The organism is Bacillus sp. BB51/4 (assembly GCF_008368845.1).
Taxonomy (GTDB): domain Bacteria; phylum Bacillota; class Bacilli; order Bacillales; family Bacillaceae_G; genus Bacillus_A; species Bacillus_A wiedmannii.
In genome coordinates, this window is record NZ_QOSC01000009.1 from 365,585 (window position 1) to 390,971 (window position 25,387).

Genomic DNA, 25,387 nt, shown 5'->3' on the forward strand with positions numbered 1-25,387 from the left:
AGTATATACTCTGCATGCTTTTTTCATTTCGGTTACTTTATGCTAAATGTTGCTGCGTCACACAGTGAATCATGCCACCATACGCAAACAGTTCATTTACATAAATACCGACAATTCTTCTTCCCGGAAACTGCCCTTCAATGATTTGAAGCCCTAACTTGTCATGCTCATCTCCATATATAGGAACTAATACAACTTCATTTCCAATATAAAAATTCAAATATGAGCCCTTACAGTCTGCTTCTTTTACCATTTTTCTTGTCACCGGTACTGGTATGAGCTGAAATGGTTTTCCATCTATATTTCTTGCTTGTCGCAATTCTTGATAATGCTTTTCGTATGCTTCCAAAAGGTATGATTCACTTTCCCCGAAAGGATCATATTCATAAAGAATTGTATTTTCATTTACAAAACGCGCTGCCCCATCAATATGGTAATCTGTATCTTCATCATAATTATCCTCTCCGCGAATACCAGTTATCCATATAAAATTCGTTACTCCCAGATACTTCGTTAACTCTATTTCAATCTCTTCCTGACTTAGTGTAGGATTTCGATTTTCGTTTATAATAGAAGTTTTTGCCGCCATTAAGGTGCCATTTCCGTTTATCTCTATTCCCCCGCCCTCCAAACAGACACTAGATTTAACTTTTGGAATGCTAAACATTTCACTTATTTCCGCCGGAATACCCGCATCATTTTCATACGGATATTTCTCACCCCACCCATTAAAAATCCAGTGTGTTAAGCAGAGATTGCCTTCCTTATCTTTTACAAAAATCGGTCCATTATCCCTTACCCACACATCATCCGTCTCTTGAACTAAGAAATCAATTTTATCCATATCCACTTTCGCTTCCATTAACTTCGATTGGACATGTACTTTTTCTTCTTCATCATATACAACAATATGCACAATTTCTCCGTAATGAAGCTCCTTTGCCATCGTTATCCAAATATCATCTAGCTTAGCTCTGTAACCTCCACCTCTATGAGCTTTATCATGAGGCCATTGGAGCCATGTCCCCCCATGCTTTTCCCACTCAGCTGGCATATAAAACAAACTATTTTCCATATTTCTCATACATGTTCACCCCTTCTTCGAATGTAAGTTCAGTCTAAACTTTGACATCGTGTTAAGGTCAACAGAAATATATTAACTACTTCATAAACTGATTCTTTATTTCCCCTTGTGATACACTACTTCTCCTTGTAAAACCGTCACTAAAACTTTCGCATTCGGAATCTTATCGGCACTCATTTTAGTAATATCTTCATCTAGTAATACCATATCGGCTGATTTACCTACTTCAATTGAACCAGTAATAGTATCAAGACCTAATGCTTTGGCGGGCTTAATTGTATATGCATCAATAGCTGCGTATACATCAGACAAGCCCTTTTCATCAATACTTAGCGCATTCGAAATCGTCACAAGTGGATTTAGTTCATTTACATCCCAATCACTACTAAGCGATACGTTTGCTCCTGTTTTCCATATGCGTCCTAACGGCATAATTCGTTTCATCTGTTGATCTGAAAAATACGTACTTGCCCAGCTTTGTTTAGGATCTTCTGCAAAATCATGACCTACTTGGAAATCAGCACTAATACCTAACTTAGCAAAACGATTTATATCACTATCTGCTACCATCTCAACATGCGTAAGCGTATAAGGCTGATTCGCCCCTTCTTTTTTCGCTGCTTCAATTGCATTTAAACTCTCTCTTACCCCGCCATCTCCAATCGTATGAATGAGTGCACCGTAACCAAGTTTATTCAGTTCCGTCAACCACCATTTCATTTTTTCTTCTGGAATATAGTTCAAACCGTACGGTGTTCCTTTAAACCACTCAAATTTATATTTTTCTAGTATTTTAGCTGTACTGTTAATGCTAATTCCATCACTATACATTTTCACTTGATTAATAAGCATTCGAGATGATACATCATCACGTTTAATTTTTTTGAAATACTCCATTTGTTCTGCTTCATTTAAGTTCGGATATACCCACGGACGAAGTACTACTCGTGATGTTAACTTTTTCTCATCATTAACTTTATTCCAAACATCTAACCAGCCTCGTTTCCAATAGAGACGTCCATCGCCGACTGTAGTAATTCCATTCTTCGCAGCCTCATCTAAACCGTCTAACAAACCGTCATAATTTTTTTCAAAGAGATTAGGTTGAGAATTCCATGCTTTTTCCATTACGATATCCCCTGCTGTATCATACAGAATTCCAAAAGGTTCTCCTGTCTCTGGATCCCGGATGATTCTTCCGCCTTGCGGATCTTTCGTCTCTTTATTTATTCCCGCTACTTCCAATGCTTTTGAGTTAACCCATACAGAATGAGAAGTTCTTTCCATAATTAATACTGGGTTATTGGGAAATAGCTCATCAAGGACTTGTAATGGCGTTTGATGTTCTGATTTTTCATCCATATCTTTTAACAGCTCTTCTAAACTGAATCCTGTTCCGCTTATCCATTCCCCTGTCTTTACATCTTTTTTACAAGCTTTTAAATACGATCGTTGTTCTTGCAGCGCAGCATCCGGTGAAACACTACAATTCCCTGCTGCTGGTGATTTTGCTTCAAAAATATGATTATGGTTATCCACAAAACCAGGGAGAATAAAACGTCCTTGTAAATCCACCACTTTCGTATCTTCATTTATAAATCCTTCTACATCTTTGTTTGAACCAACAAATGTAATTTTCCCTTCTTTAACGGCCACAGCCTCTACAATGTCTTGCTTGCCATTTGAAGTATAGATCGTACCATTTTTAAACACTACATTTTTGGGCAACTGATTAGGTAGAACAAAGCTACCATTCTCACCTTCTCCTACTCCAGGAGTACAAGCTGAAACCCATGTCACACTTAGAATCAGACAAACAATCATAATTGTTCTTTTCATATTTTTTCTCCTTTTTATTATGATGAATTGCTTACATAAATAGAATAAGGATTGACATAGTGTTAATGTCAATCCTTATCTTCAGTCTATTTTCATCACTAAAAAACAAATTTGTGTCACATATTCCTCTACTAAACAATCACATTCAGGTCCGATACGATAAACTTAACTAAATCTATACAATTCAATCAAATTTACACAAGTTAGTGCTTCATCGTGTTCTCGCAGCCCCAAAGGGACGAGGGGTATAACACTCCACACGAGGCAGTATCGTTACCTCCTATTATCAAGCATTTATTTTACCCATCTTGATAAATTTATCGCAGCATTTACATCCCTATCGTGATGGCTATTGCACCCAACACAGTCCCATTCACGAATCTTTAAACTCCACTGTCCTTCTGGTTGAACTGAATGGTCGTATTTACCTCCGCAACATGAGCAAATCTTGCTTGAAGCGAACCATTTATCAGCTTTTACATACTCAATGCCGTACTTCTCACACTTGTATGATAAACATTGAAAGAAGAAGTTTAATTTTTGAAAGGAAAATGCTTTCGATAGTTTTTTGTTTTTTAACAGGCTTGAGATAGATAAGTCTTCCACAACAATCCTCATTGGTTTGGTTTTCACCAATTTAGCTGTTGCTTGATGGATATGGTTATTTCGGATATTCGTAATTTTCCTAGATAACCGCAGGTGCTCAGCTTTCGCTTTTTCATATCCGGCAGATTGAATTTTTACACCTTTTTTAAATCTCCTAGACATATCTCTTTGTGTTGACTTTTTCCTTTTCAAAAGTTTTTTAACCTTGGCATCTTTGTTTATATTTCGTTCTTTCATACCATTAGAAGCTACAAACAGCTCTTTTAAACCAACATCCACACCGATCGACTCATTGGTTAGTTCTTGTAATTCAAAGTCTTCTTGGAATCCTACACTCATCCACCAGTGACGACCGTCAAATGTAACTCTTGGATTGGATGGTTTTTTGTTTCTTGGTAGTTGTTGGCTTGTTTTCACTTCTCCAATAGACTGAATATGAACTACTTTCTTTCCTATAATCAGTCTTTCATAATTGGCATAAAATCCTTGGATTAAATCTTTTTTAGATTTATAAGAAGTATGATAACCATTTTTGTACTTTTTGAACGAATTTTTCCTCGCCGTATCAAAATCTTTTGAAGCCTGTTTAGGAACTTGTGCGTTGATGTCATTTAACCACTCATATCTCTTTTGCTTCTTGATCTTTGTAAATCGTTTCTGTAAAGCTAACTGTGAAACAGATTTTCCAAATAGCTTATAATATCTATCACTCATTCTTTTACAATAGTTATAAGCGAATCTTGCAGCACCAGCATGGTTTCTAAGCACTTTTTCTTGTTCAGGCGTTGGAATTAGTCTGACTTTCTTCGCCAATATCATCAGAATGTAACTCCTTTAATGAAAGATTTGTTCTTCTGAATCGTAGCGTGTTCCACCAGCATTCTCCTGAGACCCCTCGGATGCAAACCTGTTAATTCTGATACTTGACTAACTCGTAAAAATTTCATTATTATTCTTACCTCATTGAACCTAACGTAGCACATACGTTCGATACATTCAATGAGGTTTGATAGATTTAATTAAATGTATCTCGTTCAACTAAGGGCGCAATTCCTTAGCCAGTTCTCTTATGAACTTCTCATGTTTTCACATGAGCGCAGACTATATGTTTATCTCTTTAGAGATAGAGGATTTTTCCACCACCATAGGCTTGTGGTGTACTCTCGTCAGTTATACGAGATAGTCGTTGAACGTTCATCTTATCCATTTTGACTTAGATGATTCGAGGCGGAAGACCCATTGTTCTAGTGTTTAGGATTTAACCTTGCACGATCTGATTGATTTTTTCTGCTTTCGCGACATTCACGCTCGCTATTTCTAGCCACGTTGTAGTTCAATCAGCTTTAGGGATTGCCCGCAGTTAACCCTCACTACTAGCCAATCACTTGACTAGCAGGGCTTACTGATATATTTAATTAACTTTCTTTATAATTGGTTAAATAAATCGTAACAGTTAGTTACCCTTTACGTAAACCTCATATGGCGAATCCTCTATTACATAACCATTTCTTTCAATCCATTTTTCTAACGCAATATATGCGTAACCTATATAGTCATAACTTCCATAATGCATAGTAGTAACAATTTGATGCGGATTTAGTTTTTTTATTTCATATTCTTGTACTACATCTTTATTGTTCCTATGCATGACCGGAATTCTTAATTCAATTTCGCTCTGATTTGGAATATACTCTTCATCATAAAAGACTGTAGAGGGCGAACCGACTATTTGAAAGTTACTCTTTTGTACTTTTTCATATAAGTCATAAAAATAATCATCCATATCATCTATATTTATTTGCAGTCTTTGAGCAATTACTGTTATTTCATTTCTCATTCCAATAAATATATCGTAATTTCTATTGCGAGCGATATTTAAACCATTATTCATACTTACCATTTCATTCATTTCTGAAATAACCTGTAAATTTTGTTTCACCTCATGAGATAACTCTATAATTTGTGCTTGCATATGTTTCACAAACGAATCTTGATCTGACGACTGAAGAATGATTTTAATTTTTGGTAGCGGGAACTTATACTCCCTTAACTTTTTTATTTTCAACGCTATTTCTAACTGACCTTGCTCATAATATCTATACCCATTTTCCGGGTTCACATATGCTGGTTTTAATATATCCTCTTTGTCATAATGCCTTAGCATCCGTGTACTCATTTTACAAATCCGTGAAAACTCAGTAATTGTATACATATACTTACCCCTTGAATACATTTTCTTATACGCTTATTTTAAAACCAATCAAAAATCTTCCTTACTGAAAAATCTCCATTCTGATTTTTCAAGCTCTTCATTTTTGAAGGTAGCAAATGATGAGGACAGTACCACGTTAAACAATTTATTGCGCCTCCCATTGTTGATATTTCTCCTACATGAATTTGAATAGCTTGTTTCTCCGTATGTTGTTGAATATATCGTAAAACTTCCCTATCCTTAGCTAATCCAAACTTAGGAACGTAAATCGTTTCACATGTTTCTAACATATTTATATACAAACCTTTTGCCGATGCTATTTCTTGATCATATTGCCCCTTTTCTGTATATGATGACGGAACAACTATAAATTCAGCTTCTGGCATTTGCTCTTGAATAATTTCTTGAACATTATATCTAAATTCATGATCCCCTAAAAAATCACTAATAAACATTGTATGTTCATCAATAAATTTAACCATTCCGTCTGCGTGTGCAAGTACATCTCCTTCTTCAGCAGGAATAATAATAACTCGACTCACATCTAAATCCCATTCCAGTTGCTCTATAATTTCTTCTTCCGTCCACTCATAATTATCATCAAATATGCGTTCCGTTAATATAACAGTATCTTTTTTATTCCAAATCAGATTTCCACCATCTAATATCAATGGAGATTTCACATATTCAAAGTCATTCTTTTTCAACCATTTATTAAATTGTTGATCTAAATATCGCCCTTGATCTTTCGGTAAATAATTTGGGCGATATTTAAATTTAACTAGATGACTTGTTACAACTGGCGCAACATCTCTTAGCCAAATATCATCATACTCAAAAGAGCTTGTATGAAAGCCTTGCTCTTCAACAGATAAAGATATAAGTTGATCAGTAAATGCTTTATTTTCATTTAAGTATTCATTAAAATAAATCAGGTCTTCATAAAATGGACGATAATATGCATTTGATTTATCTGGTATTGCAGTAAAAATAATTCCATTATGTTTTTGTTCCATACTATTTACCTCGCTTTTTAATAATGGTTGAATAACTAATTTCACTATGTCAACTATTTACCTTTTCATAACAATTTTCGAAACGTGCACATTTCATGAATGGATTATAGCACGGAGAAATATTATATATTTATATAAATATATATAGCCGTGGTTGAGCGGAAAATTGACTCTTGACAGGTTTTTAAAATACAATAATAAAAATTTATATGAAAGTATGAAATTTAATAATAGAATCATAAGCCCTATCATTAGGAAACTAGTTAATATTATTCCTTTCAATGCCCTTGCTCCTTTTTACAAAAAATAAAACATGACAAAATAGATAAAGGTAACAATGTACCTATTTTGTCGGAAGGTTGCTGAATTTCAATCGATTATTTCAATTGAATCGGTTGTTGCTGTGTAACACAATGAATCATGCCGCCATTTTTATAAAGCTCTCTCACATCAATACCAACTACTTTACGATCTGGATATAACTTCTGAATCGTATCGTTTGCGATTTTATCATTCGGATCATTATAATTAGGCACCAATACAACTGTATTCCCAATATAATAATTAATATACGACCCCTTATAATCGAGAACTTTTCCATTTTCTAAAGTAACTTTATCTTTACTAAGAGGTAAGTATTCATACTTATATTTCTGTCCTGACGCATTTTTTGCATCTAACAATGCATCCATATCCTTGTTTGACAAACCCCATTCGGCTAGGTCATCTTCTTTCATCGTTACAATCGTAGATTTACCATGGAATTTAGCAAATCCATCAATATGAAAGTCAGTAATATCTAAATTAGGCACTCCGTCTAACCAAATAAAGTTTGTTACCCCAAGATCACTAATATATGTTTCAATGTCCTTTTCTGATAAATCAGGATTTCTATTTTTATTCGTCACAGCACTCCGGGTTAATAAAGCAGTCCCATTACTGTCTAATTCAATTGCACCACCTTCAAGGACAAACTTTCCCCAATCAATTCTTTCAATCCCTGATTGTTTACTAACATTCTCACGTATACGAGCATCATTTTTATAAGGAGTTTTCTTCCCCCAACCATTAAATGCTGGATCTAATATTTTGAGATTTTTATTATTGTCATAAACAAAAATTGGTCCACTATCCCTTGCCCATACATCATCAGTAGGCGAGATAAAGAAATCAATTTTATCCATATTCAGTCCTTTATCTATCAAAAGCTTATTAATGCGCTCTTTCTCCTCCTCATCGTATGCAACAATGTGGACTTTTTCACCTTCAGTTAATGCACTTGCCATCTTAATCCAAATCGGTTCCACTTCCTGCTTATACTCTTCACCATATGTAAATTCATGAGGCCATTGTAGCCATGTACCTTCATGTTTATCTTTTTCATCTGGCATCGTATATTTCCCAGCATTTTTCTGTACCTCTACTTTTTCACTCTCTTTCCCTTTAGCATTTTCATTATTCCCCTCAAAAGAGCATCCACTAATAATCGTTGTAGATAATGTAGCCATTAAGCAAAACTTTACTATTTTTTTCATTTTGTAAACCTCCTGTTCTTGTCTCCAATAATGTAAAGCTTCACATAGTGTGAAGCTCAAGCTTTTTTGTAGATGTAAAATTTAACAATTAATCTTACGCATAAATTCAATACGAACAGATGAACTTCACGCAGCAACTTTCCTATATTTAACATACATATCATTTAACTTCCTATATAAAATTATTCTAATAATCCCTCTTCATAGTTACTTCTTCATTGAAATTTCCCAAATAAAAAATCGGTATTGATAATTACATATCAATACCGATTTACAAATTATTATTTTCCTTCTATTAAATCATTCGCCATTTTCCTAAACTCCTGATTAAACGTATCATTCATATCATTTTGTACGTTAGAGAATAATATTACAAACGTTCGTTTATCCCGGTTAAAATTATTAAATGTATTCCAACCAGCTAATACACCATGATTATGATAATAATCTGGATTAGTATAGAAACTAAATCCATATTTTCTTACAGGTGATGCAGTAAACATATCTAATACACTTTGTTTAGACAGCAGTTTTCCATCCATAATAGCCTCATCTAATCTTTTCATATCTTCAACAGTCGTATACATTTCACCACACCCATACAACCAATTCATTTTTAAGCGGGGTGCAGCTATTAACTCATTATCTTTTTTCGTATAACCTTCTGCTAAGAAAATATCTTCAGGAAGGGTAGCCCCCATTCCTGATTCATGCATTTCAACAGGCGTAAAAATATTTTCTTTCACATATTCAGCGAGCGGTTTATTCGATATCTTTTCTACAATATACGCAAGCACCATATAATTATAATCTGTATATTTCCACCCAGTCCCTGCAGGAAATTGCAATTTTTGTGCACCAATCCACGTTACTAACTTTAATCGTGACGCCGCATCAACCCTACCTTGTCCCTGATCTGGCAACCCAGACGTATGTGTTAACAAATTTCGTAACGTAATGTTTTTATCTGCCGGAAATGAAGAAATATACTTATTTACATTGTCTTCAATGTTTAATTTCCCTTTTTCTTTTAGTTGCATAATAGATATTGCAACTACTGTTTTCGTAATAGAACCAATACGATATTTCGTTCTTGGCGTCGTGACTACTTTATCTTTCACATTCGCATACCCATAACCTTTTCGTAAAATCACATGATCTTTACTAGCTACAAGAACACTCCCATTAAATCCTTTTTCTTTTAAATATTGATCTAGTTTTCCAGCTACAACTTCATAGCGCTTTTTTTCATTTGCATCAACTTCTTGCATACCGTCCTTTTGCTTACTATTTAAATTAGAAAATGCCTTTATATCATATTTCTTACCTTTATTTACATGTATTAGTGCAACGACACTCCCACAAAAAATAGCAAAAATAAAGAAAACAATTAACCATTTCTTTAGCATAATAGGAACCCTCTTTTATCTAGTTTCACTTAACGCGCATCCATTCTATTCTATATCTTTTAATTTTCAAATATTTCATAATATTATCTATCTATTATTCACCTATTTAAACTAGATTCCTTTTTCTCATATTCAGTTTTTGGCTACTCTCTATTGTATTTCTTTCTTGCAAAATTTCCACCTTACAATCGGATACACCCTACTATAATTTCAACAGCTTATGTAACATTTGTTACACATAATAAGAAATGGAGTTGTTACGATGAAAAATACCGATAAACACAATCGTTTAAATGATATGATGTTCCATTACAGAGTAACAAAAAATAACATAGTTTTAATTGAATATTACGGAAAACAAATTAAAATATTAAAAGGAAATGATGCTGAAAAATTTTTAAACAAAATAAATCATGCACATAACGATACAGAAAAACAACTCATTATGGCTAAAGTAACAGGTAATTTCAAAAGAGGCAATGAACGTCATTGAAAACAAATCTCATTTATTTTTTGATTATATAACATATAAAAAAGAAATGTCGCACATTCGGCATTTCTTTAGATTTTCTTCATATAAAATTTACATTACTAACTTTCTTTTATTTTTTGTTTTTACTATATAAACTCACTGCCGAGATACATAGTAATACCACTATACATAACCACGCATACGTATAGCCTTTTTCATCTACAATATAACCAAATAAAACAGGTGCAACAATAATCGCAATTTGATTGAATGTCAGTGCCAAACTAACTGTTATTCCAACACGTTCTTCACTTGCCAATTCAGCAACTTCGACGATAAAAAGACTAAACCAACCAATCGAAAAGAAGCCTAACAATGCACTTATACCATATAATACTCCACTCGTTACTGTATGTATGCACATTACTAACAATAGAATCAAACCGATAGAAGCGCAGACAGCTATAAATAAAGGTATGTGCCGATTCCCCTTATAAAACAAATCACTAATAGCTGCTAATATAACACGGCCAATCATTCCAGAAAAAAACATAACCGAAAATATTGTTCCGGCTACAATAGATGGAATTGATTGTTCCCTTACTAGAAATTTCATAAAGTGCCCAACTAACACCATTTGCAATGAAATCATGCAAATCCCCGTTATATAAATTGGATACAACTCTTTTTTGCATATCACTACTTTTAGCTGCGTCCAAAAAGAAATTTTAATATGTTCTTTCCTTACTTCCTCCTGAGCATATGGCTCTTTATAAAACATAAAAAATAATAAACCTCCAATTATACAAATGCATGCCATACTATTTATCGCGTAAGTCACATTATATTGTATCGTAAGAAAAGGGATTAACACTCCCGCTAACGCACCACCAATCGGTATACCAGCTTGCCTTATTCCCATCGCTAATCCACGATTTTCTTTTGAGAACCATTTTAAAATCACTTTACTTCCTCCTGGCTGGGAAACACTATAAAACATTCCTACTAATAAAAGTACAAATAACAGTCCATTAAATCCACTTACTATATTGGTTAGTAAAAGCGAACCTCCTAGCAAAAATGAACTTATAGAAATTAACAACTTTTCATTATATTGATCAAGTAGCCGCCCAACAAAAAGCATACAAAATAATGGTCCAACATTTACAACACTTACTAACAATCCACTCTCCATATTCGTAAGCTCATATTCTTCTTTCCAAAATAACGCCAAAACTCCAACACCATACGTTATAAGTGTCGCTGTTGTTTGAGCAATCGTCGCAACAATTAACATCATCCACTTATAAGTACTTTTCATCCTTTCTTCGATTAACACAATCATCCCTCCACCCACTTCCATTGTATGAAAGTTCTGATATCATATAAAATAAAGATTCATCATATAATCCATCAAAAAAATTGATACCTTTTCGGAGGGATGATACGTGGACATAAAAGATTTAACTGTATTTTACGAAGTTGCGAAGGAAAATAATATTTCTCACGCAGCTAAAAATTTGAACTATGTACAATCAGGCGTAACAATGCGTATGAAACAACTAGAAAATGAATTAGGCGTGCCTTTATTTTACCGTAACGGAAAAGGTGTAACTTTAACTTCTAACGGTGAGATTTTATTAACATACGCTAAACAAATTATCCACTTAATGGATCAATCTATAAAAGCGGTTCAAAGTAATGGAACTGAGCCAAAGGGCACGTTGAAAATTGGATGTACAGAATCTACAACTGCGGTAAGGCTTCCCTCTATATTAACGGCCTACTATGAGAAACACCCAAAAGTCGAATTGATTTTAGAAACAAATACGACCGAACAACTAATTAGGCTAGTGTTAGAAAGAAAACTAGACGGAGCGTTTATAGCTGGCTCTACTCAGCACGCTGAACTTCATACAAGTGTCTTTCGGGAAGAAGAATTAGTTCTCATTAGTAAAAAACCTTTATCCTCCTTTAAAGACATAGGAGACATGAATTTACTTGCCTTTAGTCACGGGTGCTATTATAGAAGTTTATTAGAAGACTGGCTTCAAGAAGAAGACATCTCGCCTAAACGAGTATTAGAATTCGGAACAATTGAAGCGATACTTGCATGTGTAAAATCAGGTATGGGCGTAGCGATTATGATGAAATCAATTTTAAAGGAGCATGAACATGACCTATCATTCAATCCTTTACCAAATAGATTCAAAAAAGTTCCTACTACTTTTATTACTAGAAACGATATATATCACTCAGCTGCATTACAAAAATTTATGGAGATGATTTAACAATGCGTGAAAAGAAAATACGTGGTATGAAGCGTAAAACTAACACGATGATAAAGCGAATTGAAGAACATACAAAAACGTTCCCTTCTGCTTTCTGTGACGATGAATATTGGTATATGCCCTTACCAGTTTCTCAAGCTTTTATCGAGTCTCATAAAACACCTAGAAAAGTAAAACGATTATGTATACAAACCTTAATAGATCGAGTAAATCATTTAATAAAAATAAAACCGAGTGATACACATACATATCGAGTTATTACTTTAATTTCTATAGAGAATTTATGGAGATCGCAAATTATCGTATTCAAAAACGATGACTACTTTCATAAATTTTTCACTAGAAATAATGAATTTCAAAAATGGATACTTCTTTCGAATGAAATTGATTTTTGGGAAACATGGGGAATTTCAATTTGTCCTACTGTCCAAATGTTACACTTTCAAGAAGTCATTTATGATGAGGATGCAATCTATGAAAAAGAGATTTGGTTTGTTGGAGAGTTATCTTAAAAGGGGAACTTTCAAATAAAAAGCTTCTCTTTTTCTACTTAATAAAATCGCTATATAATGAATTTATCATTTTACTATATAGGAGGTTTTCAAATGGTAATCCCTAAATATCCTGATGTCCCTACTCTTACGAAAAAACAAATCGATCAAATTACAGAAATCACTTTTCTAAAAGAAACCACACCACAAAAATGTGATGCCATTTTCGTTTTTGGCGGTTCTCATCCTGGCAATTGGCAAGCCCCTCTAAAAGCTTATCAACAAGGCTTAGGAAACCAAATTATCGTTACAGGCGGTACTAGTTTGCATGGCATGAAACATCCGAGCTGGAATTACGGGGATTTATCAGAAGCAGAAGTAATTGTAAATAAATTAATGGAACATGGCGTACCAAAAGACGTTATTATATTCGAGACAAACTCCCTCCATTCTATCGCTAATGTAATGGAAGCGAAAAAGATTTTTGATTTCACAAAGATTAATCGATTACTCTTTGTATGTAAAAGTTTAGGAGCTGGTCGACAATATAGAGTATTAAAAAAACATTTACCTAAAACAATTACTTGTATCCCATATACATTTGATACAAATTTCGATGGTGAGTTTATAATTAATAGATATAATTGGATGGAAAATAAGAAAAGCCGCTCTATGATTTTTGGAGAATACTTGAGAAATGTTTGCTACGGTAGAAAAGGCGGCATTGAGCCACCTGAAAAAGAAGTTCAAGGCTTAGAAGAATATGTATCCTACTACTATAATCTAGCATAATAGAAAAAGGTATACCACAACGTCGGTATACCTTTTATGCTATCTTACTTATCTTTCTTTTAACACACTATGTAATCGATCTGGATAATTTGTAAACATTCCTGTAGCACCCCATTTCATTAACAATCTCATATCTGGTTTCTCGTTAATTGTATACGGGTGAATTAACAGTCCATTTTTCCTAGCCATTTTCATATATGACTCATCAATAATTAATTCTCCGTTATCATTACGTAAGTTCGGTCCAATACCAACTGCATATTTTTTAATTTCTTGAAAATCATCATTCGTTACACTTTTCGGTTCATGTGTAATACCAGACCATTCAACAATCTCATTGTTTTCATTTGGATAATACCAAAGCAGTTGAACTAACGGAATATTTTTATTCATACTATGAATCTTTGTTAAACTGTCTTTACTAAATGATTGAATCATAACACGGCTAGAAGACATGTTTTGACCTACTAAATTATATTTTTTTAATAAAGCTAATAATTTCTCTTCCATTCCTGGATACACATCTGGTGATTTTGTTTCAATGTAATACTTCATGCTTCTTCCGTACTTTTGGAAGATTTCTTCAAGAGTCGGAACCTTTTGACCAACGTACTCTTGCTTAGCCTTTTCTGGATAAGCTTTATTGAACCAAGATCCTGCATCTAAGCTTTTTATTTCACTTAATGTTTTATCTCGTACTTCACCTGTTCCATTTGTAGTGCGATCAACTGCTGTATCATGCATTGCAATTAATTGGCCATCCTTAGTTAATTGAATATCTAACTCCAAATAATCCGCTTTCATTTTTTTCACAAGATCATAAGAAGCAAAAGTATGCTCAGGTGCATGTCCACTTGCTCCGCGATGTGCAATATTTAAAAACTTATTCGTATTCCACTCATGCTTTCCTTCTGCTTTCGCATGAACAGCTCCCCCAGCAAAGATACTTCCCGTCATAAAGAAAATAACTAACACGCTAATAATTTTTCTCATCCTTCTAACCCTTCCTACGTTGTAAATTTCAACAAGTTAATGAGATTTACACGAAATAGAAGATATATTTTCATTATTTTTATAAGCTTATATTAAAATTTCAGTCTTACGAATATACTTTCCTTATGTTATTAATATAGAAAACTATTTATTTTCTATACCCCTCCTTTCCACATGTAACTTCCCTATTGTGTACGGTTCATCCAATAAAAAAAGCCATAATTTATTTAGAGGACACTTCTGTACCCCTAAATAAATTTATGGCTTATCTCAAATATCTCCGGCCTCGATTAACTTGTCGAAATTAATCATACCAAACCTATTAAAATTTGTGAATATTATTTTTTCAGTACGGTAAAGCTTTAATCAGTATAAGTTATATATCTATCTTATACTAATTAGTATTTGAACACATCGAATTTTCTGTACAGCCTAATTCCTATCTAACTTCTTTAATTTCCATTCATACAAGATAAAATTCTATTGTCATTTGACGTGATATTTACGTAAATCTAGGTTTTACTTAATTACAAATTCTTAATTTCGTATATCCTTTCTTGCAAGTTTAGGTTTCTTTTGAGAATGTGGTATATTTACATGTCCCGAAGCAGCCACGGATTGTCTCCTTTCCTTCCTTGACAATTTAGGTTTCTTTTGAGAATGTAATTCTTTTAAATGTCCCGAAGTAATACCTTGTTTTCTAAAATCAAAGTAAAAATATACATGTGTACTTAGAGCTAAGAACACAACGGAAAAAAATGAGAAGAGAATGATTAATAAAATAGCCATAGCCTTTTGGCTCAAAATTCCAATACTAATTTGACCAATCATATAACCTAAACTTGAAAAAAATACAATTTTAGGGATTTTTACATCTTGATCCGTTGTCCCTCTTAAGCGGGCTGTAAAATATTTAATCCAGAATAATTCAGATTTATAAACAATTAAACTATATGCAATAAGCGATAAAATAAAAAATAAAGGCGACTCTATTTTTACGAATTCGTAAGCTAACTTTTGCACAGCTATAAAACTACAAAATGAAATACTTAATGAAACAAATCCAGAATATAGTAAATGTTGCAACTGAGACTGCCGGGGCTTATAAATGGAAACCCAAATCCCCCATAGATTACATATCACATAAAATGGTAAGGCTACGTAGGAGTATATATTGAACGGTGGAAATATGAATAAAATGATAAGTAGCATAAAATTCATGATAACCCACATAAAGGCCCCTACTACATTCCTTATATCAAATGGTATTAATATTCGTATACAATTCACTATGTTGTTGCCATTATATTTGTCCATTATGCATCCCATCCATTTCCTTCCTCTTCAAATCAACATATACCCATATGTATACGCCATATACACTACACACAACAGCCAATAAAGAAAAGACTAAAATTAAGACCGTCGCTAAACCGTTTTGTGATAATGTACCTATACATATTTGTCCAATAACATATCCCAATCCTGATAAATAAACAATTGGAGAAATTTTTATATTGTCATTTTCTTCATTGTTTAATCGCTTTAAAAAACTTTTCACTCCAATAGAAATCAATTTATAAATTGTAAAAATGTAAAGCACAAAAGTAACAATAAAAAACAGAGGTGTTTCAATTTCAATAAAAGTATATGCAATCTTTTGAATCACTATAAAGCTTCCAAAAGAAAAAGTTATTCCCATAAATCCATTATATAAAATGTGTACCAACCTTGGCTCATTTGGTTTACAAAAAAATACCCATCCCCCCCATATATTAGCAATGAAAAGAAAAGGTAAAATTACATATAAGTATATAGTAAAGGTTGGAGGAAATAAAAATGGGGTTAAAATCATAAAATTAATAACTACCCATACCATAACGACACTCGATCTTACACTGCCAGGCATCAATTTCTGAATAATTTGTTCCGTGCTCTTTCCGTGGTATTTTTCCATATTAATCTCCCAAAAACTAAAAAATTTTATCTAAAACTGCTCCGATTCCAGATTTAACTCTATCTTTTATCGAATCCTGTTTACCATCATGATTCCAATCACCTTTGTTAAACTTAATTCCATCTGTTACTATACTAGCTCCTATAGAAACACCAAAGCCAATACAAGCTCCAGCAACAGTTCCGATTGGACCTCCCAAAAAAGTTCCAACCAATGCACCTGCTTTGGCTCCCGCAAAGGCACTTACAGCAGTTGTACCAACCCCAATTGCTGCATAGCCTAAAGCACTTGTTTTTAATTTTAATCAATCTTTAAGAAATTCTTTTGGTGATAAAATATGTCTTTTTACATCGTCTATTTGCTTTACTTCGGCTAGAGGTAATGTAGTATGTAATCTCTAGGAAATATAATACAATAAAAAAATGATTCAATCTAGTAATTGCCAACACTTATATCTAAAAACTAAAAAAATTCTAATAACAACAAAAAGAAAGAGAATTAATTTACATATATTTTTATAATAATAATGTCTCTTCACTACACAATCTTTATTTTTTAAGCTAAAAAAAGAAGTATCGTCCTATAAAAGACAATACTTCCTTAGTTACTTAAAAATCACATAATAAATTAACCATTACCTCTTCAAGCACTACATCTAGATTTACTACCTCTTTTTCCGAACGCCATCCTATAAAGCCATCTGGTCTAATTAATACAGCTCCTCCATTCTCTATCCCATATAATTTACTAAAAATATCTTCTTGAGCAATAAAGTCTCCCCTTAAACCAACGCTATAAAATTTTATATTTATTCCTAATGTAGATGAAACATTCTGTACACACTCAGCCCAAGTACGATTTTCTGCTATAGTAAGTAATACAAAATCGTTACCCAATAAATCAAGTATTGAAATTTCTTTCCCATCATATGTTCCAAAAAAGTGTGGCGCTCGCGTTCCAGGTCTCCCGTTCAACTCTACGCTATCCATTCTATGTGGAGTGACTGAGTCATCTATAATCGCCTCTGAACAATACTGATATCCAACTGTAACAGCTAAACCGTCCATATTATTTAAACTACCTTCTTCTCTATTCGCCGCATGAAACAGTAAACTACTCGCATAATCTGTCGTTAATTTTGCAACAGGATATCTCTCTTTATGATATGTTTCTAACAATTTTGGATTTGCTTTCCCTTTTATAACAGCCGCTAATTTCCAAGCTAAGTTATGCGCATCTTGTATGCCTGTATTTGAACCAAATCCTCCAGTTGGCGGCATAATATGGGCAGAATCACCAACTAAAAAAATGCGATTATCTTGAAATTTTGTAGCAGTACTTTCAGTCGCTTCCCACGGTAAAACACTTACTATTTCTGGCTCAACATTTGTGCTTCCAATTGCGGTTTGAATAATTTGTTTACAGCGTTCTATAGTGAAATCCTCTGGTCCCTCTACTTTTAATGGATCGTAGGATACATGGTAAATCCATTTTCTTTTGTTATCAACTGGTATAAGCGCACCAAGTACTTCCGGATGAAGTACCATAGTAAAACCAAATGCATCTCCTTGTATAAACACACTTAAATCCGCTTCAAAATAAATATTCATATAATAGCCACCGATTGTACCTCGTCCCTCAGTACTTATCCCTAGTTGCTCACGTATTTTACTATTCGCTCCATCTGCTGCAATTACATAGTCACAATGTATGACACTTTCTTTTTCTGTTTCACGATTTCGAATCGTTGCTTTTACCCCGTTTTCATTTTGTTCAAATGAAACTAATTCATGATAAAAAGATAGTTGCCCGCCTAGCGTTTTCGCTTCTTGTAACATCATCTCTTCTAAAATTATTTGATAACACGCAGTTTGTTTTGATGGACTAATCTTTTCTATTTTTTGAAGTAACTCTTCATCGCTTCCGTATTGCGTCGCTCTCATTTGTTCCAATTCTTCTTTATTCGCCTCAGCTATTGTATGAACTACTATTCTTCCTCGGCAGTTCTCTAATGCTTTACCTTCCAATTTAATTCTTTGTTCCAAACCTAATTCTCGAAATAACTCCATTGTACGGAAAGTAAGACCGCCTGCTTTCGGATGAATGGCAGTAGACGGATGCCTTTCAATAAGTAAGTACTCCATGTTATGTTTTGCAAGGAATAGCGCAGATGCTAATCCTGATAATCCTCCTCCAACAATTAAAACTGGTACATCATTCGATTTCATAAATTTACCCTCCACATCATTGTTCTGAGCTCAGTGATATAAATATAATCAAAAAAAACATTAAAATATAGACTTATATTTCATTTTGAATTATCATATAGATAGATTACGCCCCAAAACACTTTTACATTTTCATACATCTATAACCCACCTAAATTGTGTCTGTATGAAAATGTAAAACAAAAGAACTTACTTTACGTTGAACCATGTTCTATCGTAAAAATCAACGATAATACAAATATTATAAGCTGTTGTAACCTTATGGATTATATAAGGTTACAACAGCTTATTTTATTGTTACATCATTTTTTGTTTTTAAAACTTCATCTATTGTGTTATGTAGTCCTTCTAATCCCTTTTCTATCTCCCTATAATTTTCAACATAAAAAATTCATTCGTCTCGATTTTCTTTCCCAATATTGCAGCTCATACAACAATCATGTAGCATTATCGTATCGAAGTAATGGTCCATCATCTTAAACCTTTCGACTAATTAGCAGGAGGTAAAGTGATTGAAATGAATAAACAAGAACAATTAAATATTATAAAAAGAGATTTTATTGATTCACAAAAAGTGTTATTGGCAATTGGTGATGAAACACGGCAAGCTATTTTGTTAGTTCTAATGGAAACAGAATGTCAAACCGGATTACGTGTAGGCGAAATTACGAAACAAACACATCTTTCTCGACCAGCAGTATCACATCACCTTAGAATTTTACGAGAAGCCGGTATTATTTTAATGCGAAAAGAAGGTACAAAAAACTTTTATTATATTGATATACGTACAAAATTAAGTTTATTAAAAAATCTTGTATTAGATATTGAAAAGCTATTGCACAACTTTTATCCCACTTTAACGGGCAGTAAGACCCCCACCTCAGAATTCAGCGAAAGCAAAGAATTTAGATAGGGGATCAACTGCCCATAAAAGTCCGATTGGTGAGGGCTAATAATCAGTGGGGGATGGAGAATCCCCCACTGATTAAAGTTTCACTTTATTGAAATTTGGAGGTATAAGAAATGAAAGCGATGATAATTGATAAGTACGGAAAAGTTCCAATGCGTATGGCCGAGGTACCTACTCCTGAAATAAATGAGTATGAATTGCTCGCAGAAATTCATGCAGCTAGTATTAACCCAATTGATTTTAAAATACGTGATGGAAAAGTTAAAATGTTACTGAAATATGAAATGCCTCTAATCCTTGGGAATGACTTTTCCGGTGTCATCACGAAGGTTGGATCAAAAGTAACTCGTTTTAAAGTCGGTGATGAAATATATGCTCGTCCAAGAAAAAATAAGATTGGTACTTTCGCGGAGTATATAGCCATTCATGAAGATGATATAGCTTTAAAACCAAAAAATTTAAGTTTTGAGGAAGCGGCGTCGATTCCACTCGTTGGCTTAACATCTTATCAAGCTTTACATGACATCATGCAATTACAAAAAGGACAGAAGATTTTAATTCACGCTGGATCTGGTGGTGTTGGTACTTTCGCAATTCAGTTAGCAAAAATAATGGGTGCTACCGTTACGACGACTGCTAGTGAAGCTGGTGCGAATTTAGTAAAGTCACTTGGTGCAGATGAAATTATTAATTACACAACAGAAAAATTTGAAGATATGCTAACAAATTATGATGCGGTATTTGATACAATCGGCGGGACAACACTTGAAAAATCATTCAATATTATAAAAAGCGGTGGCAACATTGTTTCTGTTTCAGGTATGCCGAATGCTCGATTCGGTAAAGAATTCGGTTCAGGATTTTTCAAAACACTCTTATTTTCATTAGCAAGTAAAAAACTTACTGCACTTGAAAAGAAGCATAATGCTCAATATTCATTTTTATTTATGAAGCCAAGCGGCGATCAATTACGCACTATTGCAAACTATATTGAAGCCGGAAAAATCAAACCTGTAATCGATCAAGTTTTCCCTTTTGAAGATGCTCAAAAAGCAATGGAATATTCAGAGGCCGGAAGAGCAAAGGGAAAAATAATTGTAAAAATAAAATAATAACAAAGACTCCATTTTCTTAAAATGGGGTCTTTATATTTACTGTTAAATAGACATAGTGCAGTGAAGTCCTTACAATAGATTGCAAGGGGAAATATCATATTATACTTTTAGCTAATTTTACAAAGAATACATACGTACAAATACATAATAAAAAAATAAACAAGGAGGAGATAAAATGACTACAAATAATGAAGCAGGTTGGAATTTAGACAATAGTTATGCGACTTTACCACATTCATTTTATACAGAAATCCCCCCTACTCCCGTAAGTTCACCGGAGTTAGTTAAGCTAAACCATTCACTTGCGATATCTCTTGGCTTTAATCCTGAAGAATTGAAGAAAGAAGCCGAAATTGCTATTTTCGCCGGTAATGCACTCCCAGAAGGAGCTCATCCATTAGCTCAAGCATATGCTGGTCATCAATTCGGACATTTTAATATGTTAGGCGACGGTCGTGCTCTTTTAATTGGTGAACAAATTACTCCTTCAGGTAAACGTTTTGACATTCAGCTAAAAGGTTCTGGCCCTACTCCGTATTCACGCCGCGGTGATGGTCGTGCTGCACTCGGTCCGATGCTACGTGAATATATTATTAGCGAAGCAATGTATGCACTTGATATTCCAACTACCCGCAGTTTAGCAGTTGTCACAACTGGTGAACCAACCTATCGTGAAACAAAATTACCTGGAGCTATTTTGACTAGAGTAGCAAGTAGCCATATACGCGTCGGCACATTTCAATATGCTGCAGCTCGCGGCTCAATCGAGGATCTTCAATCGCTAGCTGACTATACAATAAAAAGACATTACCCAGAAATTGAAGATCATGAAAACCGATATACTGCATTGCTACAAGAAGTCATCAAAAAACAAGCAAGCCTCATCGCTAAATGGCAACTTGTTGGATTTATCCACGGTGTAATGAACACTGACAATATAACAATTAGTGGAGAAACGATTGATTACGGCCCTTGTGCATTTATGGATAATTACGACCAAGGAACCGTATTTAGCTCTATTGATACACAAGGTCGCTACGCATATGGAAATCAGCCATATATGGCCGCATGGGACCTCGCGCGACTAGCTGAATCTTTAATACCAATCCTACACGAAGATGAAGAAGAAGCATTAAAGATTGCTCAAGATGAAATTTCAAAATTTAGCGTACAGTATGAAAAACAGTGGTTCCTTGGAATGAAAAAGAAATTAGGACTATTTAGCAACGAAGAACAAGATCACTCACTTATTGAGCAACTTTTAAAAATGATGGAGAAATATAAAGCGGATTACACAAATACATTCCGTTCATTAACTCTTGATACGTTAGAAAATACGCCTCTATTCGATAGCCCTGAATTTAAAGAATGGTATAAACTGTGGCAATCTCGATTAGAAAAACAAGAAGAATCGAAAGAAAATGCCTACGAAATGATGCAAAATAATAATCCATCAATCATCCCAAGAAACCATCGCGTAGAAGAAGCACTAGAAGCAGCTGTCACAAATGGCGACTATAGCGTAATGGAGAAACTTCTTGAGGCTCTATCAAATCCTTATGCGTATTCTACAGATCAAGAAGAATACTGCGTTCCACCTACGCCGACGAATCGCCCTTATCGTACTTTTTGTGGGACTTGATTGTTTAATATGTAAAAAGGTGTGTTCATACAAATTGTGTCAACGCACCCTTTTTATATACTCCCCTCTCAACTAAAACTTTAAAACGCTTCTCCCCCGATGCCCTTTCTTTAATCCAAAACATAATCCATACTATTCCAATAAATTTACTCATAAGCTTGTTAAACAAATATTGAGAAATAAAAATTCCATTTCTAAATATTGTTATTTTTGATAGTATTATTTATAAGAATATTCAAAAAGCGAGGGGATTTCATGAACGTTCAACTACAAGGTAATGAACAAGTTACGAAATTATTTAATGACTGGTATGCAGCTATGCTAAAACAAGATGTGTCCCAGGCGACAAACTTAAAGCATGAAATTGAGGAAAAGGAACTAAACTTTGAAGAAGAGGAAAACTTAGCATTATACAATTCTCTACTAAATTTTCGTTTCAAAGTTTTAACTGATGGTTTAAGCATCACAAAAGATAGTTTCAATAAGATAGATTCTTACTCGATTTCACCTAATCACCAACTTTCTTACTACTATCATTTATTTAAAGCGATTCATGCTACTTTAACAACAAATTATAATTTAGCAAGTGAACATTATGAAAAAGCTGAGAGACTACTGGTAAATGCCACTGATGATCTAGAAAAAGGGGAATTTAATTATCGAATGGCTATTTTCTATTATCATTTCTACCAGCCAATTGAGGCTATTGAATATGCAACCAAAGCGAAAGAATTCTTCATAAAAGCTGTAGGGTATGAAAAGAATGTCGCCTCTTGTGAAAGCGTATTAGGTGCAGCATTTGTATATTTAAAACAATACGAGCAAGCAGAGGAAAAATATAATTCAGCAATCAATATTTTACAGAAACAGGATGAAGAATCATTACTGTTAAGAGTGCGTAATAACTTAGGTTGGCTATATGCTAATCAAAACTTATCAACATTAGCTATTCGTCATCTATCTGAAGTGACAACAAAAATGCCTACGCATTTTAAAGCGATTTTCTTACAAGCAAGGGAACATTCTAAACTTGGTGAAATAAATATCGCTTCAGAATTTATTAAAAAAGGATTAAAAATTTGTACAGAACTTAACAATGAAGAATATATGCTTCACTTTAAAATTTTAGAGTCCCTTAACAATAACGAGTCAACTGAAGACTTAGAAAAAATTATTCTTGAAGGAATTACGTATTTCGACAAAGAATCTTTATATAACTATACTCAGGAATATTCAGAAAAGTTAGCTGTTAAACTTTACGATGAAAATAACCATATAAAAGCAAGTGAGTATTTTCATAAAGCGTTACAAGCAAAAGAAAAAACGTTTGAGAAAGGGGCTTTAAAATGATAAAAAAAATTAGTTCTATCGTTTTAGGATTATCTGTACTAGGTATTGTATCTATTGGTCTAAGTAGTTCATTTACATATCAAGCAGGCCATGCGGATTTCCCGGCACCACAAAGACCTGACCTTGTTCAATCCGTTGACGTAAGTAAAGACTATAACTCAACAACAGCTGTAAAAGCGCTTTAAAAAACGAAAGACCTTCAATTCAGAAGGTCTTTTTAAATACGCTTATTTAGAATATTTCCCTTTCATGTAGACTTTATTTTCTCATCAACTCCGCAATACCCCTACTCCCCTCACTACCAACTTTCTCAAGTTTCTCCACAACTAATTTTCTTCTTTCCGCAGAATGATTTTGACTTAACTTCGCTTTTCCTTCTATTTTACTAATCTTAATTTTAAAACCAACTATCCCTTTACTTAATCCTGCCATATAATTCGGATCTACATCATCAAGTGAATAGGTACTCTTTGGATTTTCATATGTATGTACTAAATCTTGAAGAGAATCTTTTAATTCCTGTTCACCCTCAACAATTTCCAACTCTCCATATACATGTACTGCAACGTAATTCCAAGTTGGTACTGCATTGTTCGTTTCATACCATGACGGCGATATGTAGCTATGTGGTCCTTGGAATACAGCTAATACTTCTTGATTCTCACTATCTTTCCACTGTTCATTCGGACGTGCGAAATGGCCATGTAAAGTTAGAGTCTCCCTATTTAATAACAACGGTAAATGCGTTGCATATGGTTCCCCATTATGTTGAGAAAATAATGTCGCAAAGCTATTTTGTTCAATTATTTCGTACTTCATCTCTTCATCTTGTATTGCGAAATATTTTGGTATGTACATAAGCTCCCTCTTTTCCGGTCTTTTCTATTTTATTTCTTATTATATTTAGTAATCGCAGCTTCCAACAGGGACAGTTTGTCATTATTTTATAGTGGCAGCTTTCAATAACGAAAAAAATAGGTCGCACGTAATCAAAATCAATGCGACCTTAGTTTATTAAATTCACTTTCCCATTTGGTGTTATATTCTTCGATAGTAATTCTCTGTTTCAATATATCCCTCTTCCCAATACAATTTACAACCTTTGAATATGAGTATCCTTAAAATCCGTCTCATATTTCAATCCATATCCAAACATTCGATCCATTCCAATATGCGCTGTCCATATTAACCCAATCATTATAACGGTATCTATCTTAAAATAGACACCTATGATAGCTATTAATATAGATATAATATATGTGTGACATAAATTATAAATGTTAGCACCAACACGATTATTTATACCGTACGCTAACATTGATAAATCCGGTGCTAAAAGGAATACCCAAAATATAATCCAACTAAATTCATATATCGAATACGTATAAATCGTAGCTAAGAAAACAACAAGTCCTTCAAAATGTACAATACGTTTTTGCATTCTT

23 protein-coding genes and 3 pseudogenes are annotated in these 25,387 nt (G+C 33.7%); 9 read left to right on the plus strand and 17 right to left on the minus strand.

All coding sequences use genetic code 11. The features are described from left to right. Positions 1-37 precede the first annotated feature (37 nt). The 8 genes and pseudogenes from DN392_RS13155 to DN392_RS13190 all read right to left on the minus strand — a co-directional run bounded on the left by DN392_RS13155 (position 38) and on the right by DN392_RS13190 (position 9,701). Positions 38-1,084: an agmatine deiminase family protein gene (locus tag DN392_RS13155; RefSeq protein ID WP_061672808.1), complete on the minus strand. Its 1,047-nt coding sequence runs from the start codon at positions 1,082-1,084 to the stop codon at positions 38-40. Positions 1,085-1,180: 96 nt separating this feature from the next. Continuing rightward, complete coding sequence (locus DN392_RS13160) at positions 1,181-2,923, minus strand: amidohydrolase (protein WP_071743462.1); 1,743 nt, start codon at positions 2,921-2,923, stop codon at positions 1,181-1,183. Positions 2,924-3,004: 81 nt separating this feature from the next. Beyond that, positions 3,005-3,088: pseudogene (locus DN392_RS31180) on the minus strand (MerR family transcriptional regulator); the annotation flags it as partial. Between the two features lie 129 nt (positions 3,089-3,217). Further along, the gene (locus DN392_RS13170) at positions 3,218-4,348 is read right to left on the minus strand and encodes an RNA-guided endonuclease InsQ/TnpB family protein (protein ID WP_000599316.1); all 1,131 of its coding nucleotides are present in this window, start codon (positions 4,346-4,348) and stop codon (positions 3,218-3,220) included. Positions 4,349-4,982: 634 nt separating this feature from the next. Then, entirely contained in the window at positions 4,983-5,741 is a 759-nt protein-coding gene (locus DN392_RS13175; RefSeq protein WP_000288085.1) for a MerR family transcriptional regulator, read from the minus strand. A gap of 38 nt (positions 5,742-5,779) precedes the next feature. Next, positions 5,780-6,757: an agmatine deiminase family protein gene (locus DN392_RS13180; RefSeq protein ID WP_000435527.1), complete on the minus strand. Its 978-nt coding sequence runs from the start codon at positions 6,755-6,757 to the stop codon at positions 5,780-5,782. 377 nt (positions 6,758-7,134) lie between these two features. Continuing rightward, positions 7,135-8,292, minus strand: a complete 1,158-nt coding sequence (locus tag DN392_RS13185) for an agmatine deiminase family protein (RefSeq protein WP_000724910.1) — start codon at positions 8,290-8,292, stop codon at positions 7,135-7,137. Positions 8,293-8,573: 281 nt separating this feature from the next. After that, positions 8,574-9,701: a serine hydrolase domain-containing protein gene (locus DN392_RS13190; RefSeq protein WP_000915182.1), complete on the minus strand. Its 1,128-nt coding sequence runs from the start codon at positions 9,699-9,701 to the stop codon at positions 8,574-8,576. Between the two features lie 262 nt (positions 9,702-9,963). On the opposite strand from DN392_RS13190, the gene DN392_RS13195 reads away from it, so the two are divergent. Beyond that, a complete protein-coding gene (locus DN392_RS13195; protein ID WP_064056690.1) occupies positions 9,964-10,194 on the plus strand; it encodes a hypothetical protein in 231 nt (76 codons plus the stop codon). A gap of 109 nt (positions 10,195-10,303) precedes the next feature. Here the strand turns inward: DN392_RS13195 and DN392_RS13200 are convergent, their stop codons facing one another. Next, the gene (locus DN392_RS13200; protein WP_064449756.1) at positions 10,304-11,536 is read right to left on the minus strand and encodes an MFS transporter; all 1,233 of its coding nucleotides are present in this window, start codon (positions 11,534-11,536) and stop codon (positions 10,304-10,306) included. Between the two features lie 85 nt (positions 11,537-11,621). On the opposite strand from DN392_RS13200, the gene DN392_RS13205 reads away from it, so the two are divergent. The 3 genes from DN392_RS13205 (at position 11,622) to DN392_RS13215 (ending at position 13,747) form a co-directional block, all read left to right on the plus strand. Further along, the gene (locus tag DN392_RS13205; protein ID WP_064449757.1) at positions 11,622-12,464 is read left to right on the plus strand and encodes a LysR family transcriptional regulator; all 843 of its coding nucleotides are present in this window, start codon (positions 11,622-11,624) and stop codon (positions 12,462-12,464) included. A gap of 2 nt (positions 12,465-12,466) precedes the next feature. After that, positions 12,467-12,976, plus strand: a complete 510-nt coding sequence (locus DN392_RS13210) for a DUF3916 domain-containing protein (protein WP_064449758.1) — start codon at positions 12,467-12,469, stop codon at positions 12,974-12,976. 93 nt (positions 12,977-13,069) lie between these two features. Beyond that, positions 13,070-13,747 (plus strand): YdcF family protein, encoded by a 678-nt coding sequence (locus DN392_RS13215; protein WP_064449759.1) that lies wholly within the window; start codon positions 13,070-13,072, stop codon positions 13,745-13,747. Positions 13,748-13,795: 48 nt separating this feature from the next. Here DN392_RS13215 and DN392_RS13220 read toward each other — a convergent pair whose 3' ends face one another. The 5 genes and pseudogenes from DN392_RS13220 to DN392_RS13240 form a co-directional block, all read right to left on the minus strand. Further along, positions 13,796-14,740 (minus strand): glycerophosphodiester phosphodiesterase, encoded by a 945-nt coding sequence (locus DN392_RS13220; RefSeq protein ID WP_064056694.1) that lies wholly within the window; start codon positions 14,738-14,740, stop codon positions 13,796-13,798. Positions 14,741-15,277: 537 nt separating this feature from the next. Then, positions 15,278-16,069, minus strand: a complete 792-nt coding sequence (locus DN392_RS13225; RefSeq protein ID WP_000501776.1) for a hypothetical protein — start codon at positions 16,067-16,069, stop codon at positions 15,278-15,280. Further along, positions 16,044-16,697, minus strand: a complete 654-nt coding sequence (locus tag DN392_RS13230) for a hypothetical protein (RefSeq protein ID WP_000417242.1) — start codon at positions 16,695-16,697, stop codon at positions 16,044-16,046. The genes DN392_RS13225 and DN392_RS13230 overlap by 26 nt, the downstream gene beginning before the upstream one ends. Positions 16,698-16,713: 16 nt before the next feature. Next, positions 16,714-17,085: pseudogene (locus tag DN392_RS31185) on the minus strand (WXG100 family type VII secretion target); the annotation flags it as partial. A 220-nt stretch (positions 17,086-17,305) separates the two neighbouring features. After that, positions 17,306-18,925, minus strand: coding sequence for an FAD-dependent oxidoreductase (locus DN392_RS13240; protein WP_088321412.1), 1,620 nt, complete (start codon positions 18,923-18,925; stop codon positions 17,306-17,308). Positions 18,926-19,433: 508 nt separating this feature from the next. Here DN392_RS13240 and DN392_RS13245 point away from each other — a divergent pair. The 5 genes from DN392_RS13245 to DN392_RS13265 all read left to right on the plus strand — a co-directional run bounded on the left by DN392_RS13245 (position 19,434) and on the right by DN392_RS13265 (position 24,127). After that, positions 19,434-19,838, plus strand: coding sequence for an ArsR/SmtB family transcription factor (locus tag DN392_RS13245; protein WP_048550281.1), 405 nt, complete (start codon positions 19,434-19,436; stop codon positions 19,836-19,838). Between the two features lie 110 nt (positions 19,839-19,948). Continuing rightward, positions 19,949-20,947 (plus strand): NADP-dependent oxidoreductase, encoded by a 999-nt coding sequence (locus DN392_RS13250; RefSeq protein WP_064056697.1) that lies wholly within the window; start codon positions 19,949-19,951, stop codon positions 20,945-20,947. A 178-nt stretch (positions 20,948-21,125) separates the two neighbouring features. Further along, the gene (locus DN392_RS13255) at positions 21,126-22,592 is read left to right on the plus strand and encodes a protein adenylyltransferase SelO (RefSeq protein WP_061672824.1); all 1,467 of its coding nucleotides are present in this window, start codon (positions 21,126-21,128) and stop codon (positions 22,590-22,592) included. A 255-nt stretch (positions 22,593-22,847) separates the two neighbouring features. Further along, entirely contained in the window at positions 22,848-23,942 is a 1,095-nt protein-coding gene (locus DN392_RS13260; RefSeq protein ID WP_061672825.1) for a response regulator aspartate phosphatase, read from the plus strand. Next, positions 23,939-24,127: a Phr family secreted Rap phosphatase inhibitor gene (locus tag DN392_RS13265; protein ID WP_061672826.1), complete on the plus strand. Its 189-nt coding sequence runs from the start codon at positions 23,939-23,941 to the stop codon at positions 24,125-24,127. Before DN392_RS13260 ends, DN392_RS13265 begins: the two co-directional genes overlap by 4 nt. A 73-nt stretch (positions 24,128-24,200) precedes the next feature. Here DN392_RS13265 and DN392_RS13270 read toward each other — a convergent pair whose 3' ends face one another. From DN392_RS13270 to DN392_RS13280, 3 genes and pseudogenes are all read right to left on the minus strand, one after another. Further along, a complete protein-coding gene (locus tag DN392_RS13270) occupies positions 24,201-24,800 on the minus strand; it encodes an FMN-binding negative transcriptional regulator (RefSeq protein WP_061672827.1) in 600 nt (199 codons plus the stop codon). 143 nt (positions 24,801-24,943) lie between these two features. Further along, positions 24,944-25,012, minus strand: a pseudogene (locus DN392_RS30785) (GrpB family protein); the annotation flags it as partial. Positions 25,013-25,035: 23 nt separating this feature from the next. Continuing rightward, the gene (locus DN392_RS13280; protein ID WP_001172043.1) at positions 25,036-25,383 is read right to left on the minus strand and encodes a DUF4260 domain-containing protein; all 348 of its coding nucleotides are present in this window, start codon (positions 25,381-25,383) and stop codon (positions 25,036-25,038) included. Between the last annotated feature and the right edge of the window lie 4 nt (positions 25,384-25,387).

Excerpts from the sequence above, each read along its gene's own strand:
- DN392_RS13240 (WP_088321412.1), bottom strand. The coding sequence starts at position 18,925 with ATGAAATCGAATGATGTACCAGTTTTAATTGTTGGAGGAGGATTATCA.
- DN392_RS13200 (WP_064449756.1), bottom strand. The coding sequence starts at position 11,536 with ATGGAAGTGGGTGGAGGGATGATTGTGTTAATCGAAGAAAGGATGAAA.
- DN392_RS13185 (WP_000724910.1), bottom strand. The coding sequence starts at position 8,292 with ATGAAAAAAATAGTAAAGTTTTGCTTAATGGCTACATTATCTACAACG.
- DN392_RS13175 (WP_000288085.1), bottom strand. The coding sequence starts at position 5,741 with ATGTATACAATTACTGAGTTTTCACGGATTTGTAAAATGAGTACACGG.
- DN392_RS13180 (WP_000435527.1), bottom strand. The coding sequence starts at position 6,757 with ATGGAACAAAAACATAATGGAATTATTTTTACTGCAATACCAGATAAA.
- DN392_RS13270 (WP_061672827.1), bottom strand. The coding sequence starts at position 24,800 with ATGTACATACCAAAATATTTCGCAATACAAGATGAAGAGATGAAGTAC.
- DN392_RS13190 (WP_000915182.1), bottom strand. The coding sequence starts at position 9,701 with ATGCTAAAGAAATGGTTAATTGTTTTCTTTATTTTTGCTATTTTTTGT.
- DN392_RS13255 (WP_061672824.1), top strand. The coding sequence starts at position 21,126 with ATGACTACAAATAATGAAGCAGGTTGGAATTTAGACAATAGTTATGCG.
- DN392_RS13170 (WP_000599316.1), bottom strand. The coding sequence starts at position 4,348 with ATGATATTGGCGAAGAAAGTCAGACTAATTCCAACGCCTGAACAAGAA.
- DN392_RS13195 (WP_064056690.1), top strand. The coding sequence starts at position 9,964 with ATGAAAAATACCGATAAACACAATCGTTTAAATGATATGATGTTCCAT.
- DN392_RS13220 (WP_064056694.1), bottom strand. The coding sequence starts at position 14,740 with ATGAGAAAAATTATTAGCGTGTTAGTTATTTTCTTTATGACGGGAAGT.
- DN392_RS13280 (WP_001172043.1), bottom strand. The coding sequence starts at position 25,383 with ATGCAAAAACGTATTGTACATTTTGAAGGACTTGTTGTTTTCTTAGCT.
- DN392_RS13210 (WP_064449758.1), top strand. The coding sequence starts at position 12,467 with ATGCGTGAAAAGAAAATACGTGGTATGAAGCGTAAAACTAACACGATG.
- DN392_RS13215 (WP_064449759.1), top strand. The coding sequence starts at position 13,070 with ATGGTAATCCCTAAATATCCTGATGTCCCTACTCTTACGAAAAAACAA.
- DN392_RS13155 (WP_061672808.1), bottom strand. The coding sequence starts at position 1,084 with ATGAGAAATATGGAAAATAGTTTGTTTTATATGCCAGCTGAGTGGGAA.
- DN392_RS13230 (WP_000417242.1), bottom strand. The coding sequence starts at position 16,697 with ATGGAAAAATACCACGGAAAGAGCACGGAACAAATTATTCAGAAATTG.
- DN392_RS13265 (WP_061672826.1), top strand. The coding sequence starts at position 23,939 with ATGATAAAAAAAATTAGTTCTATCGTTTTAGGATTATCTGTACTAGGT.
- DN392_RS13160 (WP_071743462.1), bottom strand. The coding sequence starts at position 2,923 with ATGAAAAGAACAATTATGATTGTTTGTCTGATTCTAAGTGTGACATGG.
- DN392_RS13260 (WP_061672825.1), top strand. The coding sequence starts at position 22,848 with ATGAACGTTCAACTACAAGGTAATGAACAAGTTACGAAATTATTTAAT.
- DN392_RS13250 (WP_064056697.1), top strand. The coding sequence starts at position 19,949 with ATGAAAGCGATGATAATTGATAAGTACGGAAAAGTTCCAATGCGTATG.
- DN392_RS13225 (WP_000501776.1), bottom strand. The coding sequence starts at position 16,069 with ATGGGATGCATAATGGACAAATATAATGGCAACAACATAGTGAATTGT.